Below are 14,226 nucleotides of genomic sequence, written 5' to 3' on the forward strand. Positions count from 1 at the left end.
GGGACGCGATTATGCGAGCGCCTCAGCGCCGGAACAGGCCCAGGCGCTGCGCCTCCAGTGCCGCCTCGGCGCGCGAGCTCACGTTGAGCTTGCGGTAGATCTGCTTCACATAGTCGGCGATGGTGTGGCGGGAGAGGCCGAGCTGCACGCCGATCTCCGGCAGCGTGAAGCCCTTGGCCACCCGCAGCAGCACCTCGCGCTCGCGCTCGGTGAGCTGCACGTTCGGCATCAGCGAGTCCTGGGTCTGCTGCGGCTGCAGCGCCGGACGGTTCGCCTGCGCCGAGAAATAGGAGATCATCCGGCGCGCGATCGACGGCGACAGCGGCGGCTCGCCCTGGCTGATGCGCTGCAGATGCTCCATCAGCTGCTCGCGCGGCTGCTCCTTGAGCAGGTAGCCGTAGGCGCCGGCCTGCAAGGCCGGGAAGAGGTGATCGTCGTCGTCGTGGATGGTGACCACCACCGACTGCGCATCGGGCTGGGCCTCGCGCAGCGCCTGCACCACCTTGACGCCGGAGCCGTCGGGCAGGCCCAGGTCGATCATCGCCAGGTCGAAGCGGTGCGCGCCGACCTGCTGCAGCGCGTCATGCACCCGTGCGGATTCCACCACCGTCGAGCCGGGAAACACCTGCACCACCAGGGCGCGCAGCCAGGCACGGATTTCGGGAAGGTCTTCGAGCAGCAGGATCGTTTTCATCGTCTTTTCCTCGGGAACGTTCGGCCGGATGCGAGTGTGGACCCGGCCGGGCCGACTGGAGCCCCACGGCGGATCTGGTTACGAAAATGACCGGATTTCGTGAAAGATCACTGGCGTTGCCAGGGCATTGGTACTTCGTGGTTCACGTGATTCACGCCGGTCACAGCGGCAGCGTCAGCCGGATCGTCGTGCCGTAGCCGGGGCCGGATTCCACCAGGCACTGGCCCTGGAGCTGCTTGGCGCGGCCCTTCATCGTCGACATGCCGTGGCCGCGGTCGAGCTTGCCGTCGAGCTCCATCGGAATGCCCTTGCCGTTGTCGGAAATGGTCAGCTCGAAGTCGTTGATGTCCATGCGCATCGAGATCTCGCAGTGGGTCGCGCCGCTGTGCTTGAGCACATTGCTGACCGCCTCGCGCAGGATGCGGGTGGTCTGCACATAGGCGCGTGCGCTCATCGCGCGCTCGCTCATCAGCAGGTCGTCGGGCGTGTTCCAGTTGAGCTCCACGCCGCCCTGGCTCAGGCGCATCATGACCTCGCTGCGCCAGTCGCCGATGGCGTCGCCGAGCTGCACCGCGCGGCCGGTCAGGCCGCGCACCGACAGCCGCATCTCCTCGAGCGCCTCGCGCGCCAGCGTGGCGATGCGCTCGCTCTCGCTGGTGTGCACGATGGTCAGCAGCTTGGCGCCGAGGTCGTCGTGCAGGTCGGCGGCGATGCGCTTGCGCTCCTTGGCGGTGACCTGCTCGACGCGCATCTCGGCCATGTGGCTGTAGTTGCGCTCCATGTCGCTGGTGATCTCCTCGACCCGGCGCTCGGCGGCCAGCCGGCCGGCCTCGGCCGCACCGACCGCCGCCTGCATCTGCTGCAGCATGCGCAGCACCATGCCGGCGAACATCACCACCGCGCCGATGCTGATCGCACGCACGCCGGGCAGCAGGATCTCGTCGGCCACCATCATCCGCTCGAAGGCCGCGCCCACCAGCGTCATGCCCAGCGCGATGCCGACGACGCGGAAGTCGGCCGGCGAGCGCGCCCAGGCCCGGTGCAGGAACACGCCCAGCGCCACCAGCACCTCGAGCGAGAGGATCACCATCCACGGCTGGGTGATGGTGCTGATGCGGTCGGGCGCGGCGATCAGCAGGCTCAGCGGCACCACGATGCTCTGCAGCGCCACCGACAGCTCGATCCAGCGCACCTGGATGCCGCTGTAGCGCATCAGCGAGAGGATCGCCGCCACCGCGATCGGCGGCATCAGCGCGCCGGTCAGCCATTCGTAGGCGGGCACCGACAGCGGCAGGTGGGCGCCGGTCAGCAGCGCGCACAGCATCGCCCAGCCCAGGCACGCCGCGCCGAAGTAGCCGAGATAGGGCAGGCGGCTGAGCGCGGCCAGCAGCAGCGCGGCGGTGCCCACCGCCCCGACCAGCATCGCCAGCGCCTGGGTGATGCCGGTGTGCAGGGTCTGCAGGCGGCGCTGCATGCCCTCGAGCTGATGCATCGGGCCGATGCGCACCGGCGACAGGTAGCCGGCATGCTCGCTGACCGCCACCTGCGAGCGCACCTGCGCGGCCAGGATGATGTCGAGCTGGTTGTCGGCCGGACGCAGCATCGCCGGCGGCAGCGCCACCAGCACCGGGTCGAGGCATTCGTTGGGGCGCGGCGCGTCGAGCCGCCCCCGCACCGCCAGGCGCCAGCCGTTGAGCCGGATCTCGTGCGCGCCGCACAGGCGCTCGATGTACAGGCCTGCCATGCCTGCCAGCCCGGCCGAGCCTGCGGCGGACGGGGAGCGCGTCGGCAGATCGAAGCGGACCCGGTAGCCCAGCGGCGCCGACAGCCGCGGCGAATGATCCCAGGCGTGCGGCAGGGTGATCAGCCGGGGGGCGCCGGCCTGCGGCCGCTCCGGCGTGGGCATCGCCATCAGCGTCGCGCTGCGGATGACGGTCATGTCGTCCTGGCTGCCGCGGCTGCCGAGCTCGACCAGCCACAGGCCGCCGACGATCAGCGCCAGCACCAGCAGGCCCCAGCGCGCCGGGTGCAGCGCCGCCAGCAGCGAGCCGCCGCTCAGGCGCTCGATGCGCTGGCGCAGCGAGGGCCGGACGGCGCCCGCGTCGGGCATCGCAGGCTCATGCAAGGAGCCTGGCGCGGCGGACTCGGGCGGCGTGTCGGTCGCCTGCGAGGCATGGATCGTCGGGACGTCGGCGGCCGGAACGGGAGGCGGGGTCACGGAAATGTGAAATCCGGAAGAGGTGGCGGGCGGGCGCCCGATTCTGCCGGACCGCCCCGGATGCCGGCGCGCGGCGACAATCGTGGCTCCGGCCCCGTGCCTCATAGTTCACACTCGACCCGTGATCCTGCGCCACGCCTTCATTCCCCACGACAACCAGCGCCTCGCCCATGTCTGCGGCGCGCTGGACGAGCATCTGCGCACGATCGAGGCGGCCTTCGATGTCAGCATCCGCCGGCGCAACGAGTCCTTCCGCATCGAGGGCGCACGCCGCGCCGCCGAGCGTGCGGTCGCGGTGCTGCAGCAGCTGCACGAGCGTGCCACCGCGCCGATCGAGCCGGCCGAGCTGCAGCTGCTGCTGGTGCAGGCGCTGCATGACGAGGGCCCGGCGCTGCGGGTGGTGCAGGCCGGCGAGACGGTGATCGAGCCGGCCGGCGAGGCGCCCGAGATCGTGCTGAAGACGCGCCGCGCCGAGCTGGCCGGGCGCACCCGCAACCAGGTCGCCTACCTGCGCAACATCCTCGGCCACGACATCACCTTCGGCCTGGGGCCGGCGGGCACCGGCAAGACCTTCCTGGCGGTGGCCTGCGCGGTCGATGCGCTCGAGCGCGGCAGCGTGCAGCGCATCATCCTGACCCGCCCGGCAGTGGAAGCCGGCGAGCGCCTGGGCTTCCTGCCCGGCGATCTGGCGCAGAAGGTCGACCCGTATCTGCGCCCGCTCTACGACGCGCTCTACGACCTGATGGGCATGGAGCGGGTGGCCAAGGCCTTCGAGAAGGGCCAGATCGAGATCGCGCCGCTGGCCTTCATGCGCGGGCGCACGCTCAACCATGCCTTCGTCATCCTCGACGAGGCGCAGAACACCACGCCGGAGCAGATGAAGATGTTCCTGACCCGCATCGGCTTCGGCAGCCGCGCGGTGGTCACCGGCGACACCACGCAGGTCGATCTGCCCAAGGGCCAGAAGAGCGGCCTGGTCGACGCCGCGCAGGTGCTGCGCCAGGTGCGCGGCATCGCGATGACCCGCTTCACCGCCACCGACGTGGTGCGCCATCCGCTGGTGGCGCGCATCGTCGAGGCCTACGATGCGGCGCGGCCGCGCCCGGTGGGCGAGCGGCCCGAGGCCTGAGCCGCCTGTCGATCCGCTCATCGATCCGCTCTTCGATCCGATCCCGAGAAAGTCCCGTTCCATGCCCGCTGCCCGCCCCGAACTGAGCCTGTCGCTGCAATTCGCCGATCCGCGCCACCGTGCGCTGCTGCCGCGCCACAAGGTCGCGCGCTTCATCCGCGCCGCGCTCGAGCTGCCCGGCGAGATCACCGTGCGCATCGTCGGCGCCGAGGAGGGCCAGACGCTCAACCGCGAGTACCGCCAGAAGGACTACGCGACCAATGTGCTGACCTTCGACTATGCCGACGAGCCGGTGGTGGTGGCCGACCTGGTGCTGTGCGCGCCGGTGGTCGAGGCCGAGGCCGCCGCCAACGGCAAGGAACTGCTGGCCCACTACGCGCACCTGCTGGTGCACGGCACGCTGCACGCCCAGGGCTACGACCACGAGGACAGCGAGGAAGAGGCCGAGGCGATGGAGCAGCGCGAGCGCGAGGTGATGGCCGCGCTGGGCTTTGCCGATCCGTACGCGGAAGGTGCGGCATGAACGCCGTCGACCGCCCCGAGGGCGAGGCCCCGGACCTCTGGCTGGAAGAGGTGCATGGCGAGGCCGCGCTGGCCTGGGTGCGCGAGCACAACGCCCGCACCGAGGGCGAGCTGGGCGCGCGTGCCGACTACGCCGAGTTCCGCCCGCGCCTGAAGGCGCTGATGGACGCGCGCGAGCGCATTCCCTACGTCAGCCGCATCGGCCACGACTTCTACAACTTCTGGCAGGACGCCGAGCATCCGCGCGGCCTGTGGCGCCGCACGACGCTGGCGAGCTACCGCCTGGCCGAGCCGGTCTGGGAGACGGTGCTCGACCTGGACGCGCTGGCCGCGGCCGAAGGCGAGAACTGGGTCTGGCACGGCGCGGACGTCTGCACGCCGGCGCGTGACGCCGAGGGCCGCCCGGTCTGGCGCCGCTGCCTGATCGACCTGTCGCGCGGCGGCGCCGATGCGACCGTGGTGCGCGAGTTCGACCTGGTCGAGCGCCGCTTCATCGCGGCCGGCGAAGGCGGCTTCACGCTGTCCGAGGCCAAGAGCAGCGCCAGCTGGATCGACGCCGACACGCTGGCGGTCGGCACCGACTTCGGGCCGGGCTCGATGACCGACTCGGGCTATCCGCGGGTCATCAAGGCCTGGAAGCGGGGCACGCCGCTGGCGGACGCGCCGACGATCCACGAGGGCGAGGCCGGCGACGTCTCGGCCTGGGTCAGCATCGACGACACGCCCGGCTTCGAGCGCATCGTGCACGGCCGCTCGATCGACTTCTACACCACCGCGATGTGGCTGGTCGGGCCGGACGGCAGTCGCCGCGAGATCTCCAAGCCGGCCGACGCCAGCCTGGGCTTTCACGAGCGCTGGGCGGTGATGGAGCTGCGCAGCGACTTCGTGCTGGCCGATGGCACGCGCCATCCGGCCGGCTCGCTGCTGGTGGCCGAGGCCGACGCGCTGATGGCGCAGGGCTGCGAGGCGCTGCGCTGGACCGCGCTGTTCGTGCCGACGCCGACCTGCTCGCTCGGCGGCAGCACCTGGACGCGCGGCCATGTGCTGCTGAATCTGCTCGACCAGGTCGCCAACCGGGTCGAGGAGCTGCATTTCGATGCCGCCACCGGCGGCTGGATGCGCCGCGCGGTGGCGCTGCCGGGTCCGGGCACGCTGGGCATCGGCGCGCTGCATGAGCCGCATCTGCCCGACGATCCGCTGGCCGAGCACTACTGGGTCACCTATGCCGACTTCCTGACGCCGGACTCGCTGATGCTGGCCGAGGCCGGCCGCGATGCGCCCGAGGTGCTCAAGCAGCGCCCGCGCTATTTCGACGCCGCCGGGCTGGTGGCCGAGCAGCGCTTCGCCACCAGCGCCGACGGCACGCGCGTGCCGTACTTCGTCGTGCGCCCGAAGGACGCGCCGATGGACGGCAGCACGCCGACGCTGCTCTACGGCTACGGCGGCTTCGAGGTGTCGATGCAGCCCTGGTACTCGGGCGGCTTCGGTCTGGCCTGGTACGAGCGCGGCGGCGCGCTGGCGGTGGCCAACATCCGCGGCGGTGGCGAGTTCGGCCCGGCCTGGCACCAGGCGGCGGTCGGCGAGCACAAGCCCCGCAGCCACGAGGACTTCATCGCGGTGGCCGAGGATCTGGTCGCCAGCGGCCTGAGTTCGCCGGCGCGGCTGGGCATCATGGGCGGCAGCAACGGCGGCCTGCTGGTGGGCGCGGCGATGACGCGCCGGCCGGACCTGTTCGGCGCGGTGGTCTGCCAGGTGCCGCTGCTCGACATGCTGCGCTACCACCGCCTGCTGGCGGGCGCGTCCTGGATGGCCGAGTACGGCGATCCCGACCAGCCCGAGCAGCGCGCCTGGATCGAGCGCTACAGCCCCTACCAGGCGCTGCGCGAGGGCACGAGCTATCCGCGCGCGCTCTTCACCACCTCGACCCGCGACGACCGGGTGCATCCGGGCCACGCGCGGCGCATGGTCGCCCGGCTCGAGGCGCTCGGCCAGCCGGTGCTGTACTACGAGAACATCGAGGGCGGCCACGGCGGCGCGGCCGACAATGCCCAGCGCGCGCACCTGCAGGCGCTGGAGTTCGCCTACCTCTGGTCGCGCCTCGGCGGCCGCTGATCGCCACGCCCATGGCATTTCCCTCCCTGACGGCAGCCCGCGATCTCGGCCGGCTGCAGGAGATCGCGGCGGTCTTCATCCGCCACGGCCTGGGCGATCTGGTGCGTCGGCTCGGCTGGGCCGATCGGCTGGCCCGCGCCGGCCATGTGCTGCGCATGGACCATGCCGCCGACCTGGCGCGGCTGGATCCGCCGGTGCAGCTGCGCATGGCGCTCGAGGATCTGGGGCCGACCTTCGTCAAGCTCGGCCAGATCCTGGCCGGCCGCGCCGACCTGTTCGGCCCGGCCTGGATCGCCGAACTCGAAAAGCTGCACAGTCAGGCGCCGACGGTGCCGATCGAGGTGGTGCGCGCCCAGCTCGCCGAGGACCTGGGCGCGCCGCCCGAGGAGGTCTTCGCCCGCTTCGATGCCGAGCCGCTGGCGGCGGCCTCGATCGCGCAGGTGCACGGCGCGCAGCTGCACGACGGCACCGAGGTCATCGTCAAGGTGCGCCGGCCCGGCATCCGCCCGGTCATCGAGGCCGATCTGCGCCTGCTCGAGCGCCTGGCGCAGCTGGCCGAGGACGAGTGGCCCGACCTGCGCCCCTACCAGCCGGCCGGCCTGGTGCGCCAGCTCGGGCGCTCGCTGCGCCGCGAGCTGGACCTGCAGAGCGAGTGCCACAACGCCGAGCGTGTCGCCGCCCATTTCGCCGGGCGCGAGCACATCGTCATCCCGACCGTCTACTGGGACTGGACCGGCGAGCGGGTCAATGTGCAGCAGCGCATCGACGGCATTCCCGGCCATGAGCTGGCTCGGGTGGACGCCGCCGGGCTCGACCGCATGCTGCTGGCGCAGCGCGGCGCGCAGGCGGTGCTGAAGATGATCATCGAGGACGGCTTCTTCCACGCCGATCCGCATCCGGGCAATGTCTTCTACCTGCCGGGCAACCGGCTGGCCTTCATCGATTTCGGCATGATGGGCCGGCTCAGCGATGCGCGCCGCGACCAGCTGCTGTCGCTGATGCTCGGCCTGGTGCAGCGCGATCCCCAGGCGGTGGTCGAGGTGCTGATGGAGTGGACCGAGGATGCCGGCCACACCGACATGGAGGCGCTGCAGCAGGATGTGGTCGCCTTCGTCGACCAGTACCGCGGCACCGCGCTGGCCAAGCTCAGCCTGGGCGGGATGATGAACGATGTCACCACCATCCTGCGCGAGTACCGGCTGGCGCTGCCGGCCGATCTGGCGCTGCTGGTCAAGACCTTCATCACGCTGGAGGGGCTGGGGCGCTCGCTGGCGCCCGACTTCCACATGGCCACCGAGGCCGAGCCGCTGCTGGAGGCGGCGGTGCGGGCGCGCTACTCGCCCCGGGTGCTGGCCGAGCGGGGCTGGACCTCGGCGGTGCACGGCCTGCGCCTGCTCGGGCGCCTGCCGCGCGAGGTCGCGCGCATGCTGCGCCAGACCAAGCGCACCGGCGTGCAGGTGCATGTCGAGGTGCGCCATCTCGAACGGGTGGTCGACCAGCTCGACCGCGCGGTCAGCCGGCTGACGGTGGCGATGGTGGTGGCCGCGCTGATCGTCGGCTCGTCCATCGTCATGACCGTGCGGGGCGGGCCGATGCTGTTCGGGCTGCCGGCCTTCGGGCTGCTGGGGTTCCTGATCGCCGGCATCGGCGGCATCTGGCTGGCCTGGTCGGTGCTGCGCAGCGGCCGCGCCGCACGGGTGGCGCATCGGGATTGATGCGGGATTGATGTACCTGCCTCGTAACCGAAAAGGATTTTCATAGACCAAGTCAACAGGATGGTCTTTTGCGGCTCCTCTTGATCAGGATCCTGGGGTTTACCCTAAACTCCAGCCATCAACCAAGGGTTTTCCCTAAGGAGTTCGTGATGGCCCAGATCCTTGTTCCCGTTCAGTCGCAGGCTTTTGCTGCCGCCCAGGCACCGCTGGTCCGTCTGGTCGGCTGGCTGGTCGATCAGTGGCAGGCCGCGATGAAGGCCGCCCAGAGCAGCCTGCAGCCGCGCGAGCCGCGCACTGCCGAAGAGCTGATCGAGTGGGCCGGCCGCTACGAGGCCACCCAGCCTTCGTATGCCGCCGACCTGCGTGCCGCCGCGGTGCGCGCCCAGCAGATCACCGGCAGCCGCTCCATCTGACGCTGACGCTAACGCAGGCGCAAAAAAGGCCGGTCGTCGCCGACCGGCCTGTGAACGACCTCTGAATCGAGGCACGCATGAAAGAGAGAGGGCGCTGGCGGATCAGCAGCGCTCGAAGATCGCCGCGATGCCCTGGCCGCCGCCGATGCACATCGTCACCAGCGCGTAGCGGCCGCCGGTGCGCTGCAGCTCGTAGACCGCCTTGGTGGTGATGATCGCGCCGGTGGCGCCGATCGGGTGGCCCAGCGAGATGCCCGAGCCGTTCGGGTTGACCTTGGCCGGATCCAGGCCCAGTTCCTTGTTGACCGCGCAGGCCTGGGCGGCGAAGGCCTCGTTGGCCTCGATCACGTCCATGTCGGCGACCGTCAGGCCGGCGCGCTCCAGCGCCTTGCGCGAGGCCGAGACCGGGCCGATGCCCATGATGGTGGGCTCGACGCCGGTGTGGGCATAGGAGACCAGGCGGGCCAGCGGACGCAGGCCGTGGCCCTTGACCGCCTCGCCGCTGGCCAGCATCACCGCGGCGGCGGCGTCGTTGATGCCCGAGGCGTTGCCGGCGGTGACCGCGCCGTCCTTCTTGAAGGCCGGGCGCATCTTGGCCAGGCTCTCGGCGGTGGTGTCGGCCTTGATGTGCTCGTCGGTCACGAAGCTGATCGTGCCCTTGCGGCTGGCGATCTCCACCGGAACGATCTGCTCGGTGAAGTAGCCTGCGGCGGTGGCCGCGGCGGCGCGGCGGTGGCTCTCGGCCGCGGCCTCGTCCATCTGCTGGCGGCTGATGCCGAACTGCTCGCCGACGTTCTCGGCGGTGATGCCCATGTGGATCTTGTGGAAGGGATCGTGCAGCGCGCCGACCATCAGGTCGACCAGCTGCGCGTCGCCCATGCGGGTGCCCCAGCGCGCGCCGGGCATCAGGTAGGCGCCGCGGCTCATGTTCTCGGCACCGGCGCCGATCGCCACTTCGCAGTCGCCCAGCAGGATGGCCTGCGAGGCCGAGATGATGGCCTGCAGGCCCGAACCGCACAGGCGGTTGACGTTGAAGGCCGGGGTCTCCTTGGGCAGACCGGCGTTGACCGCGGCGACGCGGCTCAGGTAGCAGTCGCGCGGCTCCGTGGTGACGACCGTGCCCATCGCGAGGTGACCGACGGCGTCGGCCGGCGCGCCCGAGCGGGCGAGGGCCGCCTTGACGGCGGTGGTGGCCAGATCGGCCAGAGGAACGTCCTTCAGCGTGCCTCCGAACGTGCCGATCGCGGTGCGCGCGGCGCTGACGACAAAGACTTCACGTGCCATGGCTGTCTTCCTCCGGAAAAATCGGTGTGCGGGGTTGCCACAGTACTTGTCCTCCTCTACAGCGAACTGACGCCGCGCAATGTCACACTGCGGCGTCATGGATACCCCGCAGCCTTCATCGCCTGTCGCCGCACCCGTCGAGTGGATTCCCCTGACGGTGGCGAGCTGCAACCTGCTCAACCTCGCGCTGCCCGGGCGGGCCTTCTATCCGAACCAGGAGCCCTACGGCCGGGCCGAGCACGAGCGCAAGCTCGACTGGATCGGCCAGATGCTGCGCCGGCTCAACGCCGATGTCGCCGGCGTGCAGGAGGTCTGGGACGAGGCGGCGCTGAAGGCGGCGGTGGCGCGCAGCGGCCTGCAGTCGATGCAGGCGCTGGCCCCGGGCGCCGAGACCGGTGCGCAGGGCACGCCGCGCGTCGGTCTGGTGACGCGGCTGAAGGTCGAGGCGGTGCGCAGCCTGGCCGAATTCGGCCCGGGCGAGTCGGTCATCGTGCCGGAGGTCGGCGAGCATGCCCGCTTCGAGCGACCGGTGCTGCATGCCACGCTGCGCACGAAGCGCGGCCAGCGCCTGCATGTGCTGGTGGCGCACCTGAAGTCCAAGCGCCCGAAGTTCCTGCAGGACGCCGAGGGCCGCGCGCTCGAGGATCGCGACGATCCGCGGGTGGCCGCGCGGGCGTCGCTGCGCTCGATGATCATGCGCGGGGCGGAGTCGGCGGCGCTGCGTGCGCGGGTCATCGAGCTGATCCACCGCACCCGCGATCCGCTGGTGCTGCTCGGCGACATGAACGACGGCCCGCATTCGGTCACCAGCCAGCTGATCGCCGCGACGCAGGCGGTGGCCTACGACCGCCAGGCCCGCGACGTCGCGCTGTTCCATGCGCTCGATGTGCAGACCGAGCCGGCGCTGCGCCGCGATCTGGCCTATTCGCATGTCTTCCAGGGCTGGCCCGAGCTGCTCGACCAGATCTGGGTCAGCGAGGAGTGGGTCGGCAGCTCGCGCTTCGCGCTGGGCGACGTGCGCCGCGTCGAGGTCTTCAACGACCATCTGCACGAGGGCCGCGATCGCACGCGCAGCGATCACGGCTTCGTGCGGGCACTGCTGCGGCTGAAATCCTCGCCCGCCGCCTGATGCTGACCGGATCTGCGGAGCCGGGCGGCCGGCGAGTGCGGGCGCTGCGTACACTGCGCCCCTCGCGACCCCGCTCCTGATCCTCCGATCCTGACCCCACACCATGAAGTCGGCCCTCTTCGTTGATTTCGACAATGTCTATTCGGGCCTGCGCAAGCTGGATCCGGCGGTGGCCGAGCGCTTCGGCCGCCATCCGCTGGAATGGATCGGCTGGCTGACCGACGGGCTGGGCCTGCCCGAGGGGCTCGACGCGGCCGAGGCCCGCACCCGGCGCCGGCTGCTGGTGCGGCGCGTCTACCTCAATCCGCAGGTCTACCAGCGCTTCCGCCCGTCCTTCAACCATGCCGGCTTCGAGATCGTCGACTGCCCGTCGATGACCAGCGAGGGCAAGACCAGCACCGACATCCACATGGTGCTCGACATGGTCGAGCTGCTGCAGCATCCGGTGCACTACGACGAGTTCATCGTCTTCTCGGCCGACGCCGACTTCACGCCAGTGCTGCGCAAGCTGCGCCGCTGGGACCGCCGCACCACGGTGCTGGCGGTGGGCTTCCCGTCGGCGGCCTACCGCGCCTCGGCCGATCTGCTGATCGAGCCCGACCGCTTCATCCGCGAGGGCCTGGGCTTCGGCGCCGAGGTCGACGAGGCTGCGGGGCCTGCACCGACGCCCGCATCGACGCTCGCATCGGCGCCGACCGTCACCGTGCCGGAGGCGGCCGAGCCGGCACCGTCCGGCCCCACCGCAGCCAACCTGGCCACGGAGCTGCCGCTGCAGCAGATGACCGCCTGGCTGCGCGCCGAGGTGGAGCGTGCCGACCAGCCGGTGCCCTGCGCCCGGCTGGCCTCGCGGCTGATGGCCGGCCATCCCGGCCTGGCGCCGGAGTGGGGCGGCCAGGGCAGCTTCCGGCGCTTCCTGGAGGCGCTGCCGCTGGCGCCGCTGCGCCTGGACTGGAGCGCCTCGGGCGGCCATCTCTATGACCCGGCGCGCCATGTGCCGCCGCGTCCGCTGTCGGCGCCGCAGACGGTGCGCCCGCATCCGGCCGCCTCGGCCTGGGGCTCGGATCCGTCGCTGTTCGCGCTGGCGCGCCAGATGCACGACGCCATCGGCATGCCGCTGCTGTCGCCGCGCGATTTCCGCGCGCTGCTGGAGATGATCGCGGTCGATGTCGCGGCCCAGCCCTTCCAGCTCAACGAGACCGGCAAGCGGGTGCGCGACCGCTGCCGCGAGGCGGGCCACGAGGTCAGCCGCGAGGCGGTCAACTGGGTGCTGCGCGGCCTGCTGCTGTGCGGGCACGAGTTCGGCCAGGGCCATGACGATCTGCCCACGCTGTCCTACCGGCTGGTGGGCAACCTGCTGAACCTGTGCCGGCGCGAGCAGCTGGTGATGGACGAGGGTGCACCTGCGCTGCTGCAGCGCTGGGTCAGCGGCAAGATCGTGCCGAATGCCGCCCCGAATCCTGCACCGGAGGCCGAGCCGCAGGCCGCCGTCCCGATGCCCGCCCAGGCCGAACCCGCCCCGGAGCCCGTCCCGGAGCCTGCCGCAGCCACCGATCAGTCCACCCAGCCCTGACGCCAGGCCAGCCGCGCCAGCTCGAAGTCGCTCGGGGTGTCGAGCTTGGACTTGATCTGGTAGTGAATGTTGTGGACCGTCTTGACGCTCATGCACAGCGTCTCGGCGATCTGGCGCGGGCTGCAGCCGGCCAGCAGCAGGCGCAGCACCTCGAACTCGCGCGGGGTCAGGCCATGCGGCGTGGCGCCGGGATGCTCGATCAGGTGGCGCGCGACCTCGCCGGCGATGTCGCTGCCGAGCACCCGGCGCCCGGCGTGCACCTCGCGCACCGCATGGACCAGCTGCTCCGGATCGCTGCTCTTGGTGACATAGCCGAGGGCGCCGGCCCGCAGCGCCTGCGTGACCCAGACCGCATCGCGGTACATGCTGAAGGCCAGGCAGCGCACCTCGGGGTCGCGCTGGCGCAGCCGGCCGATCAGCTCCAGCCCGCCCATGCCCGGCAGCGCCAGGTCGATCACCAGCACCGCCGGGCGTGGCTGCATCGTGCGCCACCGCTGCAGCGCGCTCTCGGCGTCGGCCGCCTCGGCGACCACCTGCAGGTCCTCGTGCAGCTCCAGCAGCCGCCGGTAGCCCTCGCGCACCACCGCATGGTCGTCGACCAGCATCACCTCGATCGTCATGTCCTGTCCTCCGTGGCAACCGGGGGGCGGATCGGCAGCCGCACGCGCAGCCGCAGGCCCCCGGCTTCGGGCCGATCCAGCGCCAGCGTGCCGCCGAGCGCCTGCACCCGCTCATGCAGACCGAGCAGGCCGTGGCCCGGCACCGGCCCGTTGGGGCCGGGGCCGCGGCCGTCGTCGGCGATGTCGATCACCAGCGCGGCCTGCGGGTCGATGGTCCTGTCCAGCTGCATCTGCGCCTGCATCTCCACCTGCATCTCCACCTGAACCGTGCGGGCCTCGCCGTGGCGCACCGCGTTGGTCAGTCCCTCCTGGACGATGCGGTAGACATGGACGGCCATGTCGGCCGGCAGCGCCTCCAGCCCCCGGGCGGGCAGATGCAGCGTGCAGGCGGGCAGGGCGCCGTCGACCTCGCGGCGGCGCGGCTGCGCGACCAGCGCCTCCAGCGCCGCCCCGAGGCCGAAGCGGTCGAGCATCGTCGGACGCAGCGCCTGCAGCACGCCCTGCAGCGCCTCCTGCAGCTGCGCGCACAGCGTGGCGATGCGGCCGGCGGCCTGCTGCAGCGCCGGGGTGCCGGTGCGCGCGGCCAGCGCGCCGATCACCGCGGTCTCGGCGCGCAGCGCGCTCAGGCTTTGCGCCATCTCGTCATGCAGCTCGCGGGCGAGGTGGCGGCGCTCCTCCTCGCGGGTGTGCAGCAGCCGGCCGGCGAGCTGCTGCTGGCGCGCCAGCAGCTCGGTCCAGCGCTGCGCCAGCCGGTTGAAGCACAGTGTCAGCTCGCGCAGCGGCGGCACCGGCAGGCGCACCTCGCGCTCGCCGGCCTCCA

Annotated in this window: 12 protein-coding genes; 7 read left to right on the top strand and 5 right to left on the bottom strand. The window is 71.6% G+C overall.

Annotation, left to right across the window (positions count from 1 at the left end; genetic code table 11):
- Window positions 1-22: 22 nt before the first annotated feature.
- A complete protein-coding gene (locus NFT33_RS08675; protein ID WP_149502368.1) occupies window positions 23-694 on the bottom strand; it encodes a response regulator in 672 nt (223 codons plus the stop codon).
- Between the two features lie 160 nt (window positions 695-854).
- Window positions 855-2,912, bottom strand: coding sequence for a sensor histidine kinase (locus NFT33_RS08680; RefSeq protein ID WP_251674638.1), 2,058 nt, complete (start codon window positions 2,910-2,912; stop codon window positions 855-857).
- Between the two features lie 121 nt (window positions 2,913-3,033).
- Here NFT33_RS08680 and NFT33_RS08685 point away from each other — a divergent pair, with 121 nt between their 5' ends.
- The 5 genes from NFT33_RS08685 to NFT33_RS08705 all read left to right on the top strand — a co-directional run bounded on the left by NFT33_RS08685 (window position 3,034) and on the right by NFT33_RS08705 (window position 8,803).
- The gene (locus NFT33_RS08685; RefSeq protein ID WP_251674640.1) at window positions 3,034-4,041 is read left to right on the top strand and encodes a PhoH family protein; all 1,008 of its coding nucleotides are present in this window, start codon (window positions 3,034-3,036) and stop codon (window positions 4,039-4,041) included.
- Between the two features lie 61 nt (window positions 4,042-4,102).
- The gene (gene ybeY, locus NFT33_RS08690; RefSeq protein WP_251674642.1) at window positions 4,103-4,564 is read left to right on the top strand and encodes an rRNA maturation RNase YbeY; all 462 of its coding nucleotides are present in this window, start codon (window positions 4,103-4,105) and stop codon (window positions 4,562-4,564) included.
- Complete coding sequence (locus tag NFT33_RS08695; protein WP_251674644.1) at window positions 4,561-6,675, top strand: prolyl oligopeptidase family serine peptidase; 2,115 nt, start codon at window positions 4,561-4,563, stop codon at window positions 6,673-6,675. Before ybeY ends, NFT33_RS08695 begins: the two co-directional genes overlap by 4 nt.
- An 11-nt stretch (window positions 6,676-6,686) precedes the next feature.
- Window positions 6,687-8,390: an ABC1 kinase family protein gene (locus NFT33_RS08700; protein ID WP_149502373.1), complete on the top strand. Its 1,704-nt coding sequence runs from the start codon at window positions 6,687-6,689 to the stop codon at window positions 8,388-8,390.
- A 149-nt stretch (window positions 8,391-8,539) separates the two neighbouring features.
- The gene (locus tag NFT33_RS08705) at window positions 8,540-8,803 is read left to right on the top strand and encodes a hypothetical protein (RefSeq protein WP_251674646.1); all 264 of its coding nucleotides are present in this window, start codon (window positions 8,540-8,542) and stop codon (window positions 8,801-8,803) included.
- Between the two features lie 102 nt (window positions 8,804-8,905).
- Here NFT33_RS08705 and NFT33_RS08710 read toward each other — a convergent pair whose 3' ends face one another.
- On the bottom strand, window positions 8,906-10,087 hold the full coding sequence (locus tag NFT33_RS08710; protein ID WP_149502375.1) for an acetyl-CoA C-acyltransferase family protein: 1,182 nt from the start codon (window positions 10,085-10,087) through the stop codon (window positions 8,906-8,908).
- Between the two features lie 97 nt (window positions 10,088-10,184).
- On the opposite strand from NFT33_RS08710, the gene NFT33_RS08715 reads away from it, so the two are divergent.
- Entirely contained in the window at window positions 10,185-11,216 is a 1,032-nt protein-coding gene (locus NFT33_RS08715) for an endonuclease/exonuclease/phosphatase family protein (RefSeq protein ID WP_251674648.1), read from the top strand.
- A 103-nt stretch (window positions 11,217-11,319) separates the two neighbouring features.
- Window positions 11,320-12,786, top strand: a complete 1,467-nt coding sequence (locus tag NFT33_RS08720; RefSeq protein WP_251674650.1) for an NYN domain-containing protein — start codon at window positions 11,320-11,322, stop codon at window positions 12,784-12,786.
- On the opposite strand, the gene NFT33_RS08725 is transcribed toward NFT33_RS08720, so the two are convergent.
- Window positions 12,768-13,406 carry a response regulator transcription factor gene (locus tag NFT33_RS08725; protein ID WP_251674652.1) on the bottom strand — a complete coding sequence of 213 codons (639 nt, stop codon included), beginning with the start codon at window positions 13,404-13,406 and terminating at the stop codon, window positions 12,768-12,770. The two genes, NFT33_RS08720 and NFT33_RS08725, sit on opposite strands and share 19 nt — an antisense overlap.
- A complete protein-coding gene (locus tag NFT33_RS08730; protein WP_251674654.1) occupies window positions 13,403-14,206 on the bottom strand; it encodes a histidine kinase in 804 nt (267 codons plus the stop codon). The genes NFT33_RS08725 and NFT33_RS08730 overlap by 4 nt, the downstream gene beginning before the upstream one ends.
- Window positions 14,207-14,226 lie beyond the last annotated feature (20 nt).

This window comes from Sphaerotilus sp. FB-3 (genome assembly GCF_023706025.1).
GTDB classification, from domain to species: domain Bacteria; phylum Pseudomonadota; class Gammaproteobacteria; order Burkholderiales; family Burkholderiaceae_C; genus Sphaerotilus; species Sphaerotilus sulfidivorans.

Coding starts and splice junctions, on each gene's coding strand:
- NFT33_RS08675 (WP_149502368.1), bottom strand. CDS start 694: ATGAAAACGATCCTGCTGCTCGAAGACCTTCCCGAAATCCGTGCCTGG.
- ybeY (WP_251674642.1), top strand. CDS start 4,103: ATGCCCGCTGCCCGCCCCGAACTGAGCCTGTCGCTGCAATTCGCCGAT.
- NFT33_RS08695 (WP_251674644.1), top strand. CDS start 4,561: ATGAACGCCGTCGACCGCCCCGAGGGCGAGGCCCCGGACCTCTGGCTG.
- NFT33_RS08700 (WP_149502373.1), top strand. CDS start 6,687: ATGGCATTTCCCTCCCTGACGGCAGCCCGCGATCTCGGCCGGCTGCAG.
- NFT33_RS08705 (WP_251674646.1), top strand. CDS start 8,540: ATGGCCCAGATCCTTGTTCCCGTTCAGTCGCAGGCTTTTGCTGCCGCC.
- NFT33_RS08710 (WP_149502375.1), bottom strand. CDS start 10,087: ATGGCACGTGAAGTCTTTGTCGTCAGCGCCGCGCGCACCGCGATCGGC.
- NFT33_RS08715 (WP_251674648.1), top strand. CDS start 10,185: ATGGATACCCCGCAGCCTTCATCGCCTGTCGCCGCACCCGTCGAGTGG.
- NFT33_RS08720 (WP_251674650.1), top strand. CDS start 11,320: ATGAAGTCGGCCCTCTTCGTTGATTTCGACAATGTCTATTCGGGCCTG.
- NFT33_RS08725 (WP_251674652.1), bottom strand. CDS start 13,406: ATGACGATCGAGGTGATGCTGGTCGACGACCATGCGGTGGTGCGCGAG.